The sequence below is a fragment of the Shewanella sp. GD03713 genome (genome assembly GCF_029843705.1).
Classification (GTDB): domain Bacteria; phylum Pseudomonadota; class Gammaproteobacteria; order Enterobacterales; family Shewanellaceae; genus Shewanella.
Genome location: NZ_JAOCIW010000001.1, coordinates 3862185 through 3881864 on the forward strand (window position 1 = coordinate 3862185; position 19680 = coordinate 3881864).

A 19680-nucleotide genomic window follows, 5' to 3' on the forward strand; every position below is an offset into this window, starting at 1 on the left:
CCAATAAAGTCGATAGTATGAAAACAGATCGGATGCCAAGCTCACATTCTGCCCCAATCCACCCCGCCCCCATTAAAGCCACTGAAACCTTAGCCAATGGCAACACCACGGCGGAAGTGTGCACCAATGAAACCTGCGCCAGCGAAACCTTAGTCTATGATATTCGCAGGAGTCGTTATCTGAATATCACGGGTCGCTGCACCCTGCGGTGTGCCTTCTGTCCTAAACACAATGGCAGTAAACAAATTCACGAGTATCAATTGGCATTGACCCACCAGCCCAAGCCGGAGGAAATTATCCCGCTGTTAGGTAAAGTGGAAGACTTTGAGGAATATGTGTTCTGCGGGTACGGTGAACCGACGATGAATCTGCCGACCCTGCTGGCCGTTGCCAAAGAAATCAAACGCCGTGGCGGCCGCGTGCGGGTCAATACCGATGGCTTAGGCAACCTAGTTCACAGACGCAACATTCTGCCTGAGTTAGCGGAGTGTGTAGATGGATTATCCATTTCCCTCAACGCCGACAATGAAGCCGCCTATAACCAACATTGCCGCCCAAAACTGGCAGGTTCCTACGCCGCCGTGAATGCCTTTATCGCCCTCGCCCCCCACTATATCGAGCGGGTACAAGTCTCGGCGATTGAGGGATTAGAAGGGGTCGACATCGATCTTTGCCGCGAACAAGTGCTCGCCTCGGGCTGCGAGTTTAAGCACAGAGTGTTAGGCGCACTCGGCTAACCGTTTCGCTCAGTCGCCTTGGGGTTGATGCATTGCTCGGGATAACAGAGTCGCCGAGCAACTTGCCACTGTCGTAACATTTCATTCGTGTTAACATAGCCTAATTAACAGTTAATCAACCCTAAATCGGCCCATGCTGAAAAAGAACCCTAACCTACACCCACTCGCGCCATTACTTTCATTGACCCAAGGGCTGCATTGGTCTCACCAACGCCTGTTGGCTGTCGCGAGCCAGTTATCGATGCTGGTGATAGGCATGATTATTTTAACTAACTTAATCATCACCTTAGGTGAACGTCGGTTACAGGAAGAATGGGCGACCCAAAGATATAGCGAACTACAAACCATAGGCACGCTGATCACAGATAAGGTCGCCTTCCAGCAATTTCGCACTCAGCTATTTGCCAAAGACGAATTACTCAAGCAGTACCTCAAAAATCCAACGGCTTCGTCTCAACAGAAATTACAGGCAAGTTGGCAGGAGTTAGTACAGCATATTCCCGAACTCCTCGGGATTGCCCTGTTCGATCCCCAAGGTAATTATAAGTTTGCGACACCTTCAAACTTTAGTCAGGACGCGCTACCTGCCGCCCTGTTAGGCTCGAGCCGCAACTTAGGTGGCAAAGAAGTCTTTACCTCACCCTTAGAGTTTGTGCCCCTCAATGGCATGCTCGAACCCTATATGTATCAAATGACTTGGCTTGAGAAACCCGATCAAAGCTCCATGGGTTATTTGATTACCTACAACTCGATTGTGCAGATGCTAGAAGCGATAAAGCCTGCATTTTCAAGCAATAAATCACCGATGCTAGTGTTAGATACCCAAGGGTTACTCTATGCCGGCGTGAGTGAACTCGCGCCCTTAACCCATATTCCCGATACCTTAGGCGCCAGTCTGCGCCAGAGTTATCCAGCGCTGTGGCGGGAAATGTCGATGAGCAACTTTGGCCAATTCCATGGTGAAGATGCCACCTTCGTGTACCTCAAAGTCGAGTTAACTAATCAGCCCGAACTGCGACGCGAGTACTTTTTGCTCTCTTATATTCGTAACGATGATATCGCCTCTAAGTTTTCCCAATGGCAGAACATCGTCATCGTCGCCGCGCTAATCCTGACCTTACTGGCCGCTTGGGTGATCTTACTCAGCCATATGTACCGCCTGCAGTATCGCTCGCGCCAATACAGTATTGATGTGGCTAATGCATTATTTAACAATGATATCGGCTTTATCCTCGCCAATGAGCAGGCACGAATTATCAGTGCAAACCCTAAGGCGGCCGAGGCGACTCAAGTGCCGCAGGATGAACTCACAGACCGCAGCCTGCAACGCGCCCTTAATCTCGATGACTTGACCCTAGCGCAAATGCTCGACCAAGTGCATCGACAAGGTGAATGGCAAGGCAAGCTGTCGCTAGACAATGATAAGGGCTCAAGACTTAGCGTGTGCGTTCGCCAAGCGCCGAGATTGGGGCGCGGCTTACCGCATCTGTTAGTCTCCCTTGAAGATATTAGCGCCATGATCGATTGCCAGAATCAAGCCTTCTTAAGCGACTTACTATGCGATACGACTGTGGCCACAGCGCTGACGGATGCCAATGGTAAGCTGATAAAAATCAATCCAGTATTCGATCAACTGATGCAACTTAATGGTGATTTAAACCATGATTTAGCCTCACTGCTCGCCAACGATCTGGGTAACCAGTGGCAGCGGATCACCGCCCAAATCAGCATGCAGGGTCAATGGCAAGGGCAGATCCTCTGCTCGCCCAATCTGCGCCATTCCAATTGTTTACAGGCCACCTTGAAGGGCCATGTGGCTTCTGACGGTGAGATTGACTACATCATCTGTACCTTAGAGCAAGCCGCCGATAGCCTAAGGGGCACCGAGCCGCGCAGCTTTGTGCCGCACCGCAGCACCATTTTGCAGCATCTATCCGATTTAGAACGCTATTTTGCTTCGCTATCACCCCAAAGCCGCAATCACTCAAGCTTGCTGGTGATGGATATTAACCCTGAGGGCTTACTCAGCCATATGAGTGATATCGACCAACTTGAGACGCGTCAGCAGGAAGTGGAAGTGGAGCTCTTGCTCGAAATCCCCACCCATTACCAAATCCTTCATTGGCAACTCGGTAAACTATTGTTATTACTACCAGATACCGATGCCACGGCGGCACATCACTTCGCCCTCAATACCATCGAAAAGCTCAACAGCAATGGCTTAGGTGAAGGGATTAGCATTGGGATTGCCAGCTATCAGGAAGGACAAAGCCTAGAGCAATACCTCAGCAATGCCGAGGTGGCGCTCAAACGGGCGAAGCAGAATAACGATCAGAATATCGGCCAGGCCTTTACTCGTCAGCCTTAGCAGGAGGATTAAAGGAATCGGGTAACTGACTTTGGGTGATCTCGATAATGGCCGAGCGATTCATAGTGATTTTGTAGCGCGCGTATTGTGGCTCCTCGCGGCCATCCCGCAGCACTAAAATCAGATTCACTTGGTAGCGACGCTCGACCGACTCATGGCTGATCTTGCCCTCAATTTCCTTATAAATCTTTGCCTTGCCCCGCTCTAAGTAGCGGGCAAAGGGCACAAAACTAAAGTTCACTTGCTCTTGTATCGTCGAATATCCCGCCTGAAACTCGCCATGGTTTACCCGAGTGGCAATCTTATAATGCAGGACTTCGGCATCGACCTTATTCTGGCTATGCCGTTGTTTTAGGATTTCGTTAACCTTTTCTGGCAAATCCTGTTGCCGCATAAATTCGAGCCAAACTAATTGCTTAGCGATTACCGACTGACTGGTGGTATCCCTTAAGATACGGCTCCAACGCGGCCGACCACGCTGAATAAAGCGCCAGAGAGCATTACGCACATCGTCCTTAAAGATTTCACGAAATCCGTAAATCACCGCCAGCGTCAGCACCAACGCTATGGTAAAGCCGCTAAAGACGCCCTGCGCCTCGATGATCAGCGCCGATACCACCAACATAACCAACGCGGTCGCAAGTCCAGTCGTAAACTTTTTAAGGCCAATGCCTAAGGGTTTTAACTCTTCTTTGAGTACCACACCTTGCTGAATTAAGCGCCGTAATAACAGCATCTTATTCGAAATTCGGTTGGGATCTTGCTTGGTCTGCGCCGAGTTATAGTTGTTGGCATCGCGGTAAGCGCATTCGTTGCGGCACAGGGTCAAGACTCGTTCTTGGATGTCGGCAAAATCACTGGTGCGCGTGGCATGGGCGAGCACTTTTAGCAGTTGCTGCTCGCAGAACCAAGAGAGATAGTTATCGGCATTCTCGAAATAGGATTTCCATTTAGGATCGCCCGGCTCATTACGGCGAAACTTTTTCAGCAGTTGCGTCACTTGCTCGCACAGCTCATCGAGCGCCAGATAGAAGTGCGCCACATCGGCGATACGATTGAGTTCTTTGACATCGTTTTCAACCGCGACGGCAAACTGGTAGGCAAATAGGTTTAAGTACAGCCGGAATTCTTCCACCGTGCGGCGATTCATACTGGCGAAGCGCCCTTGCACCAGTGGCAAGTGCAGCCCTTCGGAGTAGTAGGAGCGGCGTCCAACAATAGCGCTGTGGTAATACTCTTCTTCGTTTAAAGTGTGCGCGCCTATGCCCATTTCCTTTGGTAAAAAGAAATAGAGATCAAGCTGACGATTATCGCCCTTTTCCATCTGATGGCTGAACTTAATCGACAGGGATTCTTCTTGTTTGACACGTATCTTAAACACAACAACCTTATGATTGAGATGGAAGAGTCGGCATTAACACCATGGAAAATATAATCTAAACCGAAAGCGCGGCAAATTCACTGATTAAATTCGGCTATTGACGATTCTACAGCCACAAACGGTGTTACTCGGCTGAAACAAGACAACCGCGTAATCTTGGTTGGCATCGCTGTCTAGCACTTCAATACTGAGATTGTGTCGACCAGACTCACTGAAGTGCAAACTGCTGATGTAAGAAAGGTACTTCATGTGCTCGGGCCAATACTTTTTATCGACGTCTTCGGACTCAGTCTTGGTTTTGACCGACACATTGTAGGTCATGCGGTTTAGCTCCATGCTCTTGACCTCGCCCTGCATCAAAATCGCCCCCGCACTTGAGCCGTCGAGGTTAAAGTAGCGGTAATTGATCTGTGCATTGTCCGCCGAGATCAACACATCGACCAAGAGGTAAAATTTTCCCTCATCCACTTGTTGGCTATGGCGGTCAAACAGCTCGGAGCTGCAATTTAAGATCACAGCCTTACTGGAGACAGATTGCAGGTAAATCACCCCGCAGGCGACGATTAGCGCCGAGAGTATGGTGAGATTTATCGTCCACTTGAGCCACTTAGCCACAGATCCCGACCTCCTGCAGCCAGTTTGCATCAATAAATTCCTTCGGCCGTCTAAAGTCGCTGATCTTCAAGTTGCGGATCACCGATTGCCCGAGTTTATAACCCCGCATAGTAATGTTGAGCACCTGTTTATCGTGGGAGAGCGAGGAGTACACTTCGGACCAATCACTGTGGCCGCAGCGACTCAGCCCTTGGCCCAAGCGGTCGCCTAACTCAAACAATAGGGTATTGTTGGTTTTCGAATTGGCATACAAATGCAGCCGAATATGTTGTCCCGAGGCTAAGGGCAAATCGGTAGAGAGCAAAGGTTGAGTCGGTACGCTGTGGTCGATTCGGCTAAGGTAAAAGCCTGAAATCGCAAGCATAAATCCAAAAACTAGCAACACACTCCACCAAGGTAAGGATTGCAGCCTAGGGTAGCGCAAACTTTTAAACCTTTGTCCTTGGGTGCTGTGCAGCAGATAGCCCTGGCCTTTGACGGTTTCAATCAGCCCCTCATATTGGGGCCCGAGGAAGGAGCGGATCATAAAGACCGCCCGCGCTAACGAAGTGTCAGTAAGAGGAGGATGCGCCCCATCGCCAGTCTTCAGCTCATGCTTGGAGACCAGTTTGCCTTGATGTTCAACCAACAGGCTCAACACTTGCAACTCGGCACGGGGAAGGTGCCAAGATTCATCACGAGCCTGTTCGACAAGTAAGCCACGCTCACGGTCAAACCAACAGCCCCCCACCTGCATAACTCAAACTCCAACCTGTAAAATCATCGAATTAAGTCTATGCAAGACTGCTAATGATTACTGTGATCCCGTTAACCCAAGGCGGCAAATAGTTAAATTTCGTGAACCAGCCCGCAAGCGGATCGCCATAAAACAAAAATCTGCGTTAGCTCACAGCGATAAATGCCATTTGCAGCGGCTTAGCTTGGTGATAAATCCGCATAAATTTACATAAATGCCACAAATAATGTGCGTTGATGCACATTGAAATCGAACATATCCACAAAACCACTTAGCAAACATCGGCTAAAACGATTGTTCTTCTCCCACCGCCAGCGATTTGGGGAGACCAAATATCCCCGGCCGCAAATCACACTATTTATTGCTGCAGTTTCTAGAATGATGCCATCAACCAATGGTTACTGATTGATAAATAAAAGTAATTAATAAAAGAGGATATTCATGATGAGCATTAATCGACGCCAAGCATTAACTCGCATTATCGGTATCAGCACGGCGGCTGCGGGCGCAACTTTAATGGGTACGTCAGCATTTGCGGCGACCAATGCCGACGGTCAATATCAATTAGCCCTCGGGGAAAAACTCAAATATGTGCCACTCGATGCCATGGCAACAGCAAAACTTGCCTACGAGACGGGTGGCGGCTGTATGCACCAAGTGTTTCACTCGGTTATCACTATGCTAGCGCAATCTAATAGTGCCGATGCCGACAAATTTAAAACCATTCCCACCGCCCTTGCGGGGTATGGTTTTGCTGGGGTCACAGGCCAAGGCACACTTTGTGGTAACCTCAACGCCATCGGTATGTTAGTCAACATCTTAGATGATATTAACGGCCAGAATAGCGCGGTTATCGCCAATACCTTCCGTTACTATGAAAACACCACCTTGCCACTATCGACCCCTGAGTTCGTTGCAGGTATCGGCTCGACAGCGGAAAAAACCGCCCTCGTTGGTAGCTCATCGAAAGCCATGAGTGTGCTGTGCCACTCCTCCATCAGTAATTGGTCACGGGCTTCTGGCCTGCCCTTTGCCAAGAAGGGTGAGCGCTGCTATCGCCTATCGGCCTCTATGGCCTATTACTTGGTGGAACTGCTAAACCGTGCCTATCAGGGCGAGAATATTGGCGCCCTCCCCGGCAGCAAACCCTCACTGGAAGCGCAGGATTGCCAAGTCTGCCACGGCAGCACCAGCACCTTAGGTTCGGCGGCAAGTGTTAAAACCGATATGGAATGCACCACGTGCCACACTGGCCACTTCAATTAAGGAGGCAGTGATGAAATACCCATTACTCGCATTAACCCTAAGTACACTCGCCCTTGTCGGCTGTGGTAGTGACGATGATAAATCCGAGGAGGTCACGCCTCCGCCGCCACCGCCGCCGGTCGAAACTACAGTGAGTATCGATGAAGCCACTCAGATTAATCTGGCGGTAGAACAGTTTGACCCCAACACCGGCAGCTTAGTGTTCTCATTAACCGATGCTAACCAAGCGGCGATTACCGCCGCCAAGAGCTATGACATTTATTACTTTGGTTTCCCTAATAAGGATAAAACCTCGTCCAATCCTAAGGCCTGGAAACGCTGGCATGTGACCCAAAGTTATCGCTGCCAGAGCCAAGGAGAATGTACGGGTCAACTGACCGAAGTCAAGGGTGGCCAATATCAGTTTGAAATCGCGGGTCTCGATTGGCAGCAACAGGATCCCAGCGGCGCCGTGTCCCAAATCAAGGTCGCGATTCAGATCTATGGTGCTAAGGCCAATAATGAACTGACATTAGTTCAAGTGACACCTCAGTAGCGACACAGTCCCCCCCTTCATCGCCCCAAAAAAAGGCATCCAATGGGATGCCTTTTTATTGCTGACATTAATGACTCCTACAAGCCCACAAATGCCCGCTGGGATAGAACTTAATCAACACAAAATCATTTAAGGTATCCATATCCACAATCTGCATATCGAAACTCATTCTACCCTGCTCGAATAAGGCTTGGCGGGATTTTCGCACCTCGGCACGCATTAAGTCGGGCACTTCGGTTTGCAGTAGGTCCATTTTTAAATTGGCTTGGTCTAAATTCAGCTTATAAGTCATAGTGCCAGGCTCTAAGGCACTGACTTTGCCGCGGTAAATCAGCGCAGCCAAGTCTTGCCCATCCTGTGCATAGCGATAACTTAACTTAGCGTGATTAGCCTCTATCGCCACATCGAGGGATAAACTTTGGCTAAAGGCAGGCAGTGGCTCGGCCATAAAAGGTGATTGGTACAGCTTAGCTTGGCAACTCAAATTGAGTTGCTTACTGTTAAAGCTCATGGCGTAAGTACCCAGCACGATACTGGATAAAACGACAATGATTCCAACTACATGCCATAAACGAAACCTATGGGTTTTCGCCGTTAAATCAGAAAATTTAAGCACAGATCCCCACCATTTTTAGCCATAACTCATCAATCACATCGGCATTAAAATCCTCGGACATCATCTTGATGGTTTCGAATCTCAGTCCATCGGCATCTTCATTTTTTAGCACTAGACTCACAAACTTTTGGTCCGTTGAGATTGTGGCGGCGATGGATTGCCAAGGGAAAATGGCACAAGCCGAAACCTGCGCCAGAAAGTGTTCGACTAATGGCTTCATCGAATGGTCCGTCGGCTGCCCCGTATAGAATTGGATCTCTGACAAATCACCATTATGCATAGGTAATTGTGTCGCATAATTGGGCGCGATGCTCGTAGGGTGGGAGATCCGAGAGCCAACCCAAAACAGGGTTGCCAAGGTCAAGAGCATCAGCAACATAAACTGTGGCATACCTAGTTTAAAAAGCGGCGAATTAAGCTCGGTACGAGATTGTTTTCTAGGGGTGGCGTAAAGGATAAAACCTTGATTAGCAACATTAACTAATAGATGCGCCGCATCGTCACCGAGAAATAACCTTAAGCGACGAATTGTGCTATTGAGCAAGTCATCGGCACGCATAGACAATTTGAGTTGCGGCCGAATCGCCTGCTGCAACTCCATGCGCGAAACGACTTTGCCGCGCTGTGCACTCAGCAGAGAAAGTATTTGAAATTCATCCGCACTCAATAACCAGCTGCGTCCTGAAGCCGAATCAACCAGCACTTGTTCCTGTGCATTAAACCAACAAGCGCCTATTTGCATCTCGGCCTCTTTCATCATCTTACTTGAGGCCGAGTATACAATTCGAGCTAAAACAACGCAGTGATCTTAATGCCACCTAACATGGTCAGATGAATAATCTGTGAAACACATCAATAAAACATTTAATGCTAAAAACAAACAGCGATACATTGTGTTTCATTTGTTTTTAGAACATTGCTGCATTGAGCCACATATGTACCAAAATGCTAGCAATATAGCCAAGCGCGATCACAGGTGTCCAACGTAAATGGGCGCCGAAGGTGTAAATCCCCCTAGCCTGTCCCATCAAGGCAACCCCTGCCGCACTGCCGATGGATAACAAACTGCCCCCAACGCCCGCAGTTAAGGTCACCAGTAACCATTGACCGAGGGCCATCTCTGGGTTCATGGTCAACACGGCGAACATCACTGGAATGTTATCGACAATGGAAGACAACAGACCGATAGCCACGTTGGCATAGGTTGCATCCCAATGGGAATACAGCGCCTCAGACACTAAGCTCAAATACCCCATAAAGCCAAGGCCGCCCACACATAACACCACACCGTAGAAGAACAGTAAGGTATCCCATTCGGCGCGGGAGATCCGGCTAAACACATCGAAGGGCACTACGCTACCAAGTTGTTGTAGCCGTTGTTTATCCTGACGTAATTCCGCCTTCGCACGCTCACGGGCAACAGATTTATCGAAGGTCTTACGCAGGTAATAACCAAAGAACTGCAGGAAGCCCAGACCCGTCATCATCCCAAGCACAGGTGGCATGCCGAAGAAGGAATGAGCACACACCGCCGTCGCAATGGTCAACAGGAATAACGCCACGATACGTTTAGCGCCGGGTTTAGTGTACACCTGCTCTTTTTCAGGCTCGGGCACATAACTTGGGATAAACACGCTCATAATCGCCGCAGGCAAGGCAAAGTTGACCAAGGCAGGAATAAACAGATGGAAGAAGTCAGCAAAGTGCACTAAGCCCTTTTGCCACACCATCAGGGTGGTGATATCGCCAAAGGGACTAAAGGCACCGCCCGCATTCGCCGCGACCACAATGTTAATACACGCCAGCGTAATAAATTTGCGCTGCCCTGCGCCCACTTTCATCACCACAGCACACATCAATAACGCCGTGGTTAAGTTATCGGCCACTGGCGAGATAAAGAACGCCATAAACCCGGTCAGCCAGAACACGGTGCGCAGGCTAAATCCCCGTCCAACTAACCAACCGCGGATCGCATCGAATAAGTTACGTTCCTCCATGGCGTTGATATAAGTCATCGCTACTAAGAGGAAGAGTAATAACTCGGCGTATTCCAGTAGATTGTGCTTAAAGGCTGCCTCGGAAACCTCCGACATGCCATTTTGCACATATACAAAACCTATCATGCCCCAAATAATGCCGGCTGCGACCAATACGGGTTTGGATTTACGCAGGTGCAGCGCCTCTTCGGCCATCACCAAAATATAGGCGAGAACGAAGATGCATACAGCAATATACCCCACTGATGCAGCGGTTAAATCGAGCCGTTCTGTTCCTTCGGTCATTGCCCAAACTGCTGGTGAGAATCCGCTCAATATTGCAACGCAGAATAGGCTAGATAGCGCCACTCCACTGTTTTTAAACCACTGCTGTAATTTCATCAAAGTTGATCTCTGCAAGGGAAATTAGTTCGAAAATTACCATAGCTCGGGCTCTGTAAATTTTGACAAAACGCAACTTTCTACGTATTTCTCGGTAACTAAAGGGGCTTACAACATTAATTTTTGTATAACTACAGATACAACTAATAAAGAATTAACTAACTTTGTTTCAAGTTAGTCCAAAAACAGCCAATAAAAAAGCACCTCTCGGTGCTTTTATGTTGATATCAATCACATTGATTAGAACGAATAGAGCAAGGTCATATTCGTTTCGGTATCAGTGCTCTTTTTATCGTCCAGTGGCTCACTGTTGTAGCGCACAATAATCGCAAACTTCATCGCTAAGGCGCCAATGATATTGGCTGTCAGCGAGGTTTCTGAACGCGCATCTAATTTATCGCCGTAGTCGGCCACAAAACGTTGCTGGAATTTTGAGGTTTCAGTGATTTCAGTTTCGAAGTTGATCACGCCGTGGGCAACCACGCTGTCATTCGAATCTGTGCCTTCTAACAGGGCTTGCTCTGAATCGAGGCGCTGATAGATGTAACCGGGACCGATTTCCACATCCAGAAAAGTCTTGCTGGTGTCATAGAGTCTGTGACCATAACCCGCCGCGCCTGATACTGTGTAGTCATAACCGGTGAAAGGGTCGACTTCGTAGTTAGCGTTGGCAAACAGATAGCTGCGGTCTGTCATCTTATAGTTGCCTTGAGCGCCCGCTAAATAACGTTTTGCCGTGACTTCACCCGTATCTTCTTTATACAAACCTTCTAATAGGTATTGGTTTTCCCAATCACCTAATTCGTGCTTAAGGCTTAAGCGGCCCTTATAGGATGAGGTGTCGGTGTTACCTGTGGTTAAGGTTGCACCTAGCTCGGCTTCACCTGCGAATGTCTTGTCGCCCTTAACAAAATCGGCTCCCGCGTTTGCCATAAATGGTGCAGACATTAATAGCGCTGCGGTCAGTACTTTCTTCATGTTTATCCGTTCCTGTTCCGTTTAATCCCCTGAAAATCTGGGCAATACTAACATTTACGATTAGAAAATGAAAATTCAACGATTTTTTGCATAGAAAAAGCCCGCACTTTGGCGGGCTTTTTAGAGCAGTTTGTTAAGGCTTAGAGGTTGATCTTAGGATCTAATGCGCCTGACTGATAAGCTTTGTACATTGCTTGTAAAGACAATGGCTTAATCTTAGAAGCTTGACCCGCACAACCGAAGGCTTCGTAGCGAACAGTACAGATATCTGCCATCGCTTCCATAGAGGCTTTCAGGAACTTACGTGGGTCGAACTCGCTTGGGTGTTCGGCCAAGTATTTACGTACCGCACCGGTAGACGCTAAGCGCAAATCGGTATCGATGTTCACTTTACGCACGCCGTGTTTGATACCTTCAACGATTTCTTCTAATGGCACGCCGTAAGTTTCAGGAATTTGACCACCGTATTGGTTGATGATCTGCAACCATTCTTGAGGTACTGAAGAAGAACCGTGCATCACTAAGTGAGTGTTAGGAATGCGGGCATGGATTTCTTTGATGCGGTCGATACGCAGTACATCACCCGTTGGTTTACGGCTGAACTTGTATGCACCGTGGCTAGTACCAATCGCAATCGCCAGCGCGTCAACATGGGTATCGGCAACGAAGCGTGCCGCTTCTTCTGGGCTGGTCAGCAGTTGGTCGTGGCTTAATACGCCTTCTGCGCCCACACCGTCTTCTTCACCGGCAGTACCGGTTTCTAAGCTGCCTAAACAACCGATTTCACCCTCTACAGACACACCACACGCGTGGGCGAATGCAACGGTTCTACGAGTCACATCAACGTTGTACTCGTAAGAAGCAGGGGTTTTACCGTCGGCCATTAATGAACCGTCCATCATGACTGATGACATACCTAATTGGATAGAACGCTGACAGATATCAGGATCGGTACCATGGTCTTGGTGAATACAGACTGGGATATCTGGATACTGCTCAAGTGCAGCCGTCATCAGGTATTTTAAGAATTGTGGACGCGCATATTTACGTGCACCCGCAGAGGCTTGCACGATAACAGGGCTGTCTGTAGCTTCTGCGGCCTGCATGATGGCGCGCATTTGCTCAAGGTTGTTTACGTTGAACGCTGGCACACCGTATCCATGCTCTGCCGCGTGATCGAGTAGTTGTCGTAGGGAAATTAACGCCATTTTTTAACTCCAATAATAGGGTGACTGTCACATCAACGTTAGGTCACCGAGGTCGCTATCGTTTGGATGGATTTTTATGCTCAATCACTCAAGAACAGGTTAATGCTCTTAAGAGAATGAGCGGTTTTTTATAATTTTTTTATCAAGCTTTAGTGCCATCGCAGCGCCCTGCCGCGATGGCGCAATACCTAACTCAGTGTTAGGCACCGCGTTGTTTTAGCATAGCTACAGCCGGTAACTCTTTACCTTCTAAAAACTCAAGGAAAGCGCCACCGCCAGTAGAAATGTAAGAGACTTTATCGGCGATATCATACTTGTCGACCGCCGCTAAGGTGTCACCACCGCCCGCGATAGAGAAGGCTTTAGAATCAGCGATAGCTTGTGCGATACGCTTAGTGCCTTCACCGAATTGGTCGAATTCGAACACGCCCACTGGGCCGTTCCATACGATAGTGCCAGCAGACTCGATGATTTTCGCTAAGGCTTCGGCGCTGTCGGGACCGATGTCGAAAATCATGTCGCTATCGCCTACTTCGTTGACCGCTTTTAAGGTCGCAGCAGCTGTAGGGCTAAACTCACCCGCAACAACCACATCGGTAGGCACAGGAATGTCGCCACCGCGGCTTTGGGCGTTCGCCACTAAGCGCTTAGCTTCATCAATTAAATCCGCTTCGTATAAGGATTTACCTACATTGTGGCCCGCCGCAGCGATAAAGGTATTGGCGATACCACCGCCAACGACTAACTGGTCCACAATACCAGATAAGCTTTCTAATACGGTCAGCTTAGTCGACACTTTAGAACCGCCAACGATGGCCACTAATGGGCGCGCTGGGTTGTCTAAAGCTTTGCCTAACGCTTCTAATTCTTGTGCTAATAATGGGCCTGCACAGGCGATAGGAGCGTGTAAGCCAACACCATTGGTTGACGCTTCTGCGCGGTGAGCGGTGCCGAAGGCATCCATCACATACACATCACATAAGGCCGCCATTTTCTTTGACAGGGCTTCGTCGTTTTTCTTCTCGCCTTTGTTAAAGCGAACGTTTTCAAACACAACCACTTCGCCTACCGCGACGTCAACGCCGTCTAAATAGTCGGTCGCTAAACGCACTGGACAAGACAGGGCTTTGGCCAAGTAATCGACCACAGGTTGCATGGAGAATTCGCTGTTGTATTCACCTTCGGTTGGACGACCTAAGTGAGACATCACCATTACCGCTGCGCCTTTGGCAAGGGCTAATTCGATAGTGGGAAGAGAGGCGCGCAGACGTGCATCACTGGTGACCACGCCGTTGCTGACTGGCACATTGAGATCTTCACGAATAAGCACTCGCTTACCTTGGAGATCTAAATCTGACATATTGATAATTGCCATGGTAACGCTTCCTTTTATAATCAAAAAAACAAACTGGTTTTTGCATCAATCGGTTAGCTTAGATAGCTACTCGGCACTCGACATCCCGTCGAATTGGCCACTAGGCTTAACCCATTGGTATAAATTCTTATCTTCAGCTTTGTTTAGCTGCAATCATCGCCAAACTGGTATCTAGCATACGATTTGCAAAGCCCCACTCGTTATCGCACCACAGCAACAGTTTAACCAACTGCCCTGCGCTCACCCGAGTCTGGGTGCCATCGACAATACTTGAGCGCGGATCATGGTTAAAATCACAGGATACGAGCGGCTCATCAGTATAGCCTAAGATACCGTTAAATCGTCCATTGGCGGCCAATTCTAACACTTGATTGACGGTCGCAATATCCACTGTTTTATCTAATGTTACCGAAAGATCGATAGCGGTAACGTTGATCGTGGGAACGCGCACCGAAATTGCCTCAAACTTGTCTTTCATGTGCGGCAAAATCCGCTCGATACCGCGGGCAAGTTTAGTGTCGACTGGGATGATGGACTGACCCGCAGCTCGGGTGCGGCGTAAGTCATCATGATAGGCATCAATCACTTGCTGATCGTTCATCGCCGAATGGATAGTCGTAATCGCGCCACTTTTCACACCAAAGTGTTTATCCAGTACATCGATAACGGGCACGATACAGTTGGTCGTACAAGAGGCGTTGGAGACCACGGTATGCTCGGCGCGCAGTAAGTCTTGGTTGACACCGTAAACGATAGTGCCGTCAACATCGGCAGAAGAAGGGTGACTGATTAAGACCTGTTTGGCGCCTGCGTGGATATGGGCCTCGCAGCTGTTGCGATCTAAGATGGCGCCAGTCGCTTCATAGACGATATCGATGTCCATCTCGCGCCAAGGCAGCTTAGCAGGATCCGGTTCATGGAGAATTTTGATGACGTCATCGCCGATCAGCATCTGATCATCGACTAATTTGACTCTGGGCTGAAACCGACCGTGGGTAGTGTCGTACTGGGTCAGATGGATGATGGCTTCGGGCTTAGCCAACTCGTTGATTGCGACAATTTGTATTTGCTGACGTTTTCCGGACTCATATAAAGCGCGAAGAATTGAGCGGCCAATACGACCATAACCATTGATTGCGACTCGGATCATTGAGGTCTTTATTTCCTCTTAACAATACTGCATATACAAAAACGGCCTGCAAACGATTGCAGGCCGCATTATACAGATTAACCTTTCAAAAGTTTAACCTTTTGTCGGTAATCTCATCACCTAAGCGATTAGCCTAGTGATTTTGCAGCATTCAGCACATTTTCAACGGTGAAACCGAAGTGTTTCAGCAGCACGTTGCCCGGCGCAGACTCACCAAAGGTAGTCATGCCAACAACAGTGCCTTCGAAACCAACATACTTGTACCAGAAGTCAGTATGGGCCGCTTCGATAGCGATACGCTTAGTCACAGCTTTTGGCAGTACAGATTCTTTGTAAACGGCATCTTGCTTATCAAACTCAGTGTTTGATGGCATAGAAACAACGCGAACTTGTTTGCCTTGTTCGGTCAGCGCTGCAGCCGCTTCTACCGCTAATTGCACTTCACTACCGGTTGCAATCAGGATGTACTCAGGCGTACCTGCACAGTCTTGCAGTACGTAAGCGCCTTTTGCCACATTCGCTAACTGCTCAGCAGTACGAACTTGAGCCTTCAGGTTTTGACGGCTGAATACTAGCGATGTTGGTGCATGACGACGTTCGATAGCCGCTTTCCAAGCCACTGCGGTTTCAGCCGCGTCACATGGGCGCCATACCGCCATATTTGGCGTCATACGCAGGTTAGCTAATTGCTCAACTGGTTGGTGAGTTGGACCATCTTCACCTTGACCGATAGAGTCATGGGTATAAACGAAGATGTTTTGAATGCCCATCAGCGCAGACATACGTACTGCGTTACGTGCGTATTCCATGAACATCATGAAAGTCGCGCCGTAGTTGATGAAACCACCGTGGAGTGACACACCGTTCATGATGCCGCTCATACCGAACTCACGCACACCGTAGTACACGTAGTTACCCGCTGGATCTTCTTGAATACCTTTAGAACCTGCCCACAGGGTCAGGTTAGAACCCGCTAAGTCAGCACTGCCGCCTAACAGTTCAGGCAGAACCGCACCGAAGGCTGCAATCGCGTTCTGTGACGCTTTACGGCTCGCAATGCCTTCGCCTTTCGCTTGGCATTCTTGGATAAAGGCTTGTGCTTTGGCTTCGAAATCTGCTGGTAATTCACCTTTCAGAACACGGCGCTCGTATTCGGCAGCCAGTTCTGGGTAAGCTTTCGCGTAAGCGGCAAACTTGTCGTTCCATGCTGCTTCACGGGCGTTACCGGCATCTTTAGCATCCCAACCTGCGTATACGTCGGCAGGGATGTCGAATGGCGCATGTGGCCAGCCTAAGAATTCACGGGCCGCTGCGATTTCCGCATCACCTAATGGCGCGCCGTGGCAATCGTGGCTACCAGATTTGTTTGGTGAACCAAAACCGATAATGGTTTTGCAGCAGATCATGGTTGGCTTGTCGGTCACCGCTTTTGCCGCTTCGATAGCCGCGCGAATCGCATCGCTATCGTGACCATCCACGTTAGCAATCACATGCCAGCCGTATGATTCGAAACGTTTTGGCGTGTCATCGGTAAACCAGCCTTCAACATGACCGTCGATAGAGATGCCGTTGTCATCCCAAAATGCGATCAGTTTGCCTAGGCCTAAGGTACCAGCCAGAGAACAAGCTTCGTGAGAAATACCTTCCATCAAGCAGCCATCGCCGAGGAAACAGTATGTGTAGTGGTCAACAATCTCGTGACCTTCACGGTTAAACTGTGCCGCTAAGGTTTTTTCAGCAATCGCCATACCCACAGCGTTGCTGATCCCCGCCCCTAATGGGCCAGTGGTGGTTTCAACACCTGGGGTGTAACCGTATTCTGGGTGACCCGGAGTTTTTGAATGTAACTGACGGAATTGCTTCAGTTCATCGATAGGCAGGTCGTAGCCAGTCAGGTGTAATAAAGAGTAGATCAGCATAGATCCGTGACCGTTAGAGAGGATAAAACGATCTCTATCTACCCATTTCGGATTGTTCGGATTGTGCTTAAGGAAATCATTCCACAGCACTTCAGCAATATCTGCCATGCCCATTGGGGCGCCAGGGTGGCCTGAGTTTGCTTTTTGAACTGCATCCATACTTAACGCACGGATTGCGTTGGCGAGTACTTTACGGGAAGACATGCTCTCTCCTGCTTAATTTGTGGGGTCTAGCGGGCAATTTGGACGCATATTTTCCCCTACATAGCGAAGCGACGCAAACGAAAATTGCATTCCACTGTCCAGTCTGGTGGATTACACCTTTGAAGGTTTAGGCTAATTCATCTTAAAACACATTAAACATATTTGTAATACAATAACTCAAATATGTTATATCCTTTGTCACATTGAGTCCCATAGCAATCAGGCTACAACCTTGGTTTGAGCTTAGCTCAGCGATAACCTGCCCTACTCATCCAAGGCAAAAACCACATACCACTATCAATTCATTGAGTTAGAGCAGAAACTCCAGCGCCACAAACTCAGCCCGATTTGGGGCTTACCTCACTTTACACACAAATATTTAGTTTAGGGGGTGTCAACCAAGGGAAATTCCACTAAAATAGCCGTCTAGATGTAGATGCTTCTACACGTTTGATTGCTAACGACGAGATTTTCCTACTATGGCAAAGCACTTGTTTACTTCTGAGTCGGTCTCAGAAGGTCATCCCGATAAGATTGCAGATCAGATTTCTGATGCTGTGCTAGATGCGATTCTGGCCCAAGATCCTAAAGCACGTGTTGCGTGCGAAACATATGTCAAAACTGGCATGGTATTAGTAGGTGGCGAAGTGACCACCTCTGCCTGGGTTGATATTGAAGAGCTGACCCGTAAAACGGTTCGTGAAATTGGTTATGTCCATTCAGATATGGGCTTCGATGCCGATTCTTGCGCAGTATTAAATGCGATTGGTAAACAGTCTCCAGACATCAACCAAGGTGTCGACCGTGCCGATCCAAAAGAACAAGGTGCCGGCGACCAAGGTTTAATGTTTGGTTATGCCAGCAACGAAACCGACATTCTGATGCCAGCGCCTATCACTTATGCCCACGCATTAGTGAAGCGTCAATCTGAAGTACGTAAAGATGGCACTCTGCCATGGTTACGCCCAGATGCGAAAAGCCAAGTCACCTTCGCTTACGAAGACAACAAGATTGTTGGTATCGATGCGATCGTACTGTCTACTCAGCACAGCCCAGACATCGCCCAAGCGGATCTGATCGAAGGCGTGATGGAAACCATCATCAAGCCAGTTCTGCCAGCACAATGGCTGAACAAAGACACTAAATACTTCATCAACCCAACAGGCCGTTTCGTTATCGGTGGGCCAATGGGTGACTGTGGTTTAACCGGTCGTAAGATCATCGTAGATACCTACGGTGGTATGGCGCGTCACGGTGGTGGTGCTTTCTCTGGTAAAGACCCATCAAAAGTTGACCGTAGTGCGGCCTACGCTGCCCGTTACGTAGCGAAAAACATCGTAGCTGCGGGTCTGGCTGACCGTTGTGAGATCCAAGTGTCTTACGCTATCGGTGTGGCTGAACCTACTTCTATCAGCGTTGAGACCTTCGGTACTGGTAAAGTGTCTGAAGAAGTCTTAATCAAGTTAGTCCGTCAACACTTCGACCTGCGCCCATACGGCCTGACTGAAATGTTGAACCTGGCTCGCCCAATCTATCAAGCTACCGCCGCTTATGGTCACTTTGGCCGTAACGAGTTCCCATGGGAAGCGACGGATAAAGCTGACGCACTGCGCGCCGATGCAGGTCTATAATCTGCATTAAGCTCACGCTTTCGCACAAAAAAACCGCCTGAGGGCGGTTTTTTTATGCTTAGGATGTATTGCCTAGCTCCATTCCTCTCAGCAAGATGGCTTTCACTCTAGGCAAAAGACAGAGACTCAATGAAGCCGTTAATCGCACAACTCCAATCCTGTTCTTGGGCTAGCAATGTGGGCCATTACGAGCCCATGGCCAACACCTTAGGCAGCTTAGAAGACATAGCCACTTGCCTTGAAAGGGATCCCGACCGTTTTTTCGAACCGACCTACACTGAGCCCTATGAAAGCTTATGTGTTAGCGACCATCAACAAGCCGACAGATTAAAGCCCCAAGTCTCTAGCGAAATCGTCGCTCAAATCGCGAAAACCGCCTATCTGGAAACGTGGAAAATAATGCCCGTTGCCGAGATTTGCGCGCTAGTCGCAGATGATGCCGATACCTTAGCCACCTTATTGTTAGCCGAAGTCACGCTATGTGACTTCACACAAGAACGTTTAGCTTGGTACTTGCAGGGACGGCTTCCTTTTGGCTATCAAGGTAATTACCCAACGGGGAAATGGTTAATCCTGTGATCCG

General features: G+C 48.8%; 17 protein-coding genes. 6 read left to right on the top strand and 11 right to left on the bottom strand.

Features of this window, described 5'->3' with window-relative positions; all coding sequences use genetic code 11:
• Positions 1–32 precede the first annotated feature (32 nt).
• Together N5E87_RS16940 and N5E87_RS16945 are read left to right on the top strand one after the other, a co-directional pair.
• Positions 33–737, top strand: coding sequence for a TatD family nuclease-associated radical SAM protein (locus N5E87_RS16940; protein WP_279775858.1), 705 nt, complete (start codon positions 33–35; stop codon positions 735–737).
• Between the two features lie 133 nt (positions 738–870).
• Positions 871–3105, top strand: coding sequence for a PAS domain-containing protein (locus N5E87_RS16945; RefSeq protein ID WP_086902647.1), 2235 nt, complete (start codon positions 871–873; stop codon positions 3103–3105).
• Here the strand turns inward: N5E87_RS16945 and N5E87_RS16950 are convergent.
• From N5E87_RS16950 to N5E87_RS16960, 3 genes are all read right to left on the bottom strand, one after another.
• Positions 3089–4486 (bottom strand): hypothetical protein, encoded by a 1398-nt coding sequence (locus tag N5E87_RS16950; RefSeq protein ID WP_055647408.1) that lies wholly within the window; start codon positions 4484–4486, stop codon positions 3089–3091. The two genes, N5E87_RS16945 and N5E87_RS16950, sit on opposite strands and share 17 nt — an antisense overlap.
• A gap of 84 nt (positions 4487–4570) precedes the next feature.
• Positions 4571–5101 (bottom strand): hypothetical protein, encoded by a 531-nt coding sequence (locus N5E87_RS16955; RefSeq protein WP_279775475.1) that lies wholly within the window; start codon positions 5099–5101, stop codon positions 4571–4573.
• A complete protein-coding gene (locus N5E87_RS16960) occupies positions 5094–5837 on the bottom strand; it encodes a helix-turn-helix domain-containing protein (RefSeq protein ID WP_089067065.1) in 744 nt (247 codons plus the stop codon). Before N5E87_RS16960 ends, N5E87_RS16955 begins: the two co-directional genes overlap by 8 nt.
• 444 nt (positions 5838–6281) lie before the next feature.
• Between N5E87_RS16960 and N5E87_RS16965 the strand changes: the two genes are divergently transcribed.
• A complete protein-coding gene (locus tag N5E87_RS16965) occupies positions 6282–7103 on the top strand; it encodes a cytochrome C (RefSeq protein WP_164717971.1) in 822 nt (273 codons plus the stop codon).
• Between the two features lie 10 nt (positions 7104–7113).
• Positions 7114–7638 carry a hypothetical protein gene (locus N5E87_RS16970; protein ID WP_126511841.1) on the top strand — a complete coding sequence of 175 codons (525 nt, stop codon included), beginning with the start codon at positions 7114–7116 and terminating at the stop codon, positions 7636–7638.
• A 67-nt stretch (positions 7639–7705) separates the two neighbouring features.
• Here N5E87_RS16970 and N5E87_RS16975 read toward each other — a convergent pair whose 3' ends face one another.
• The 8 genes from N5E87_RS16975 to tkt form a co-directional block, all read right to left on the bottom strand.
• Positions 7706–8254, bottom strand: a complete 549-nt coding sequence (locus tag N5E87_RS16975) for a hypothetical protein (protein WP_126511842.1) — start codon at positions 8252–8254, stop codon at positions 7706–7708.
• Complete coding sequence (locus tag N5E87_RS16980; RefSeq protein ID WP_086902643.1) at positions 8247–8996, bottom strand: helix-turn-helix domain-containing protein; 750 nt, start codon at positions 8994–8996, stop codon at positions 8247–8249. Before N5E87_RS16980 ends, N5E87_RS16975 begins: the two co-directional genes overlap by 8 nt.
• Positions 8997–9162: 166 nt before the next feature.
• Positions 9163–10632 carry a sodium:proton antiporter NhaD gene (nhaD, locus tag N5E87_RS16985; RefSeq protein ID WP_086902642.1) on the bottom strand — a complete coding sequence of 490 codons (1470 nt, stop codon included), beginning with the start codon at positions 10630–10632 and terminating at the stop codon, positions 9163–9165.
• A gap of 240 nt (positions 10633–10872) precedes the next feature.
• The gene (locus N5E87_RS16990; RefSeq protein WP_086902641.1) at positions 10873–11610 is read right to left on the bottom strand and encodes a DUF481 domain-containing protein; all 738 of its coding nucleotides are present in this window, start codon (positions 11608–11610) and stop codon (positions 10873–10875) included.
• A gap of 140 nt (positions 11611–11750) precedes the next feature.
• Entirely contained in the window at positions 11751–12818 is a 1068-nt protein-coding gene (fba, locus tag N5E87_RS16995; RefSeq protein WP_011621571.1) for a class II fructose-bisphosphate aldolase, read from the bottom strand.
• A gap of 199 nt (positions 12819–13017) precedes the next feature.
• Entirely contained in the window at positions 13018–14193 is a 1176-nt protein-coding gene (locus N5E87_RS17000; protein WP_126511843.1) for a phosphoglycerate kinase, read from the bottom strand.
• A gap of 133 nt (positions 14194–14326) precedes the next feature.
• Positions 14327–15343 carry an erythrose-4-phosphate dehydrogenase gene (gene epd, locus N5E87_RS17005; RefSeq protein WP_086902639.1) on the bottom strand — a complete coding sequence of 339 codons (1017 nt, stop codon included), beginning with the start codon at positions 15341–15343 and terminating at the stop codon, positions 14327–14329.
• Positions 15344–15471: 128 nt separating this feature from the next.
• Entirely contained in the window at positions 15472–17466 is a 1995-nt protein-coding gene (gene tkt / locus N5E87_RS17010; protein WP_279775476.1) for a transketolase, read from the bottom strand.
• Positions 17467–17945: 479 nt separating this feature from the next.
• On the opposite strand from tkt, the gene metK reads away from it, so the two are divergent.
• Both metK and N5E87_RS17020 read left to right on the top strand, forming a co-directional pair.
• Positions 17946–19097, top strand: coding sequence for a methionine adenosyltransferase (gene metK, locus N5E87_RS17015; RefSeq protein ID WP_011621567.1), 1152 nt, complete (start codon positions 17946–17948; stop codon positions 19095–19097).
• A gap of 129 nt (positions 19098–19226) precedes the next feature.
• Complete coding sequence (locus N5E87_RS17020; RefSeq protein ID WP_279775477.1) at positions 19227–19676, top strand: hypothetical protein; 450 nt, start codon at positions 19227–19229, stop codon at positions 19674–19676.
• Positions 19677–19680 lie beyond the last annotated feature (4 nt).

What these genes read in the sequence shown, in the direction of transcription:
- N5E87_RS17000 (WP_126511843.1), bottom strand. Translation starts at nt 14,193, where the DNA reads ATGGCAATTATCAATATGTCAGATTTAGATCTCCAAGGTAAGCGAGTG.
- tkt (WP_279775476.1), bottom strand. Translation starts at nt 17,466, where the DNA reads ATGTCTTCCCGTAAAGTACTCGCCAACGCAATCCGTGCGTTAAGTATG.
- nhaD (WP_086902642.1), bottom strand. Translation starts at nt 10,632, where the DNA reads ATGAAATTACAGCAGTGGTTTAAAAACAGTGGAGTGGCGCTATCTAGC.
- N5E87_RS17020 (WP_279775477.1), top strand. Translation starts at nt 19,227, where the DNA reads ATGAAGCCGTTAATCGCACAACTCCAATCCTGTTCTTGGGCTAGCAAT.
- N5E87_RS16980 (WP_086902643.1), bottom strand. Translation starts at nt 8,996, where the DNA reads ATGCAAATAGGCGCTTGTTGGTTTAATGCACAGGAACAAGTGCTGGTT.
- N5E87_RS16965 (WP_164717971.1), top strand. Translation starts at nt 6,282, where the DNA reads ATGAGCATTAATCGACGCCAAGCATTAACTCGCATTATCGGTATCAGC.
- fba (WP_011621571.1), bottom strand. Translation starts at nt 12,818, where the DNA reads ATGGCGTTAATTTCCCTACGACAACTACTCGATCACGCGGCAGAGCAT.
- N5E87_RS16970 (WP_126511841.1), top strand. Translation starts at nt 7,114, where the DNA reads ATGAAATACCCATTACTCGCATTAACCCTAAGTACACTCGCCCTTGTC.
- N5E87_RS16940 (WP_279775858.1), top strand. Translation starts at nt 33, where the DNA reads ATGCCAAGCTCACATTCTGCCCCAATCCACCCCGCCCCCATTAAAGCC.
- N5E87_RS16960 (WP_089067065.1), bottom strand. Translation starts at nt 5,837, where the DNA reads ATGCAGGTGGGGGGCTGTTGGTTTGACCGTGAGCGTGGCTTACTTGTC.
- epd (WP_086902639.1), bottom strand. Translation starts at nt 15,343, where the DNA reads ATGATCCGAGTCGCAATCAATGGTTATGGTCGTATTGGCCGCTCAATT.
- metK (WP_011621567.1), top strand. Translation starts at nt 17,946, where the DNA reads ATGGCAAAGCACTTGTTTACTTCTGAGTCGGTCTCAGAAGGTCATCCC.
- N5E87_RS16945 (WP_086902647.1), top strand. Translation starts at nt 871, where the DNA reads ATGCTGAAAAAGAACCCTAACCTACACCCACTCGCGCCATTACTTTCA.
- N5E87_RS16990 (WP_086902641.1), bottom strand. Translation starts at nt 11,610, where the DNA reads ATGAAGAAAGTACTGACCGCAGCGCTATTAATGTCTGCACCATTTATG.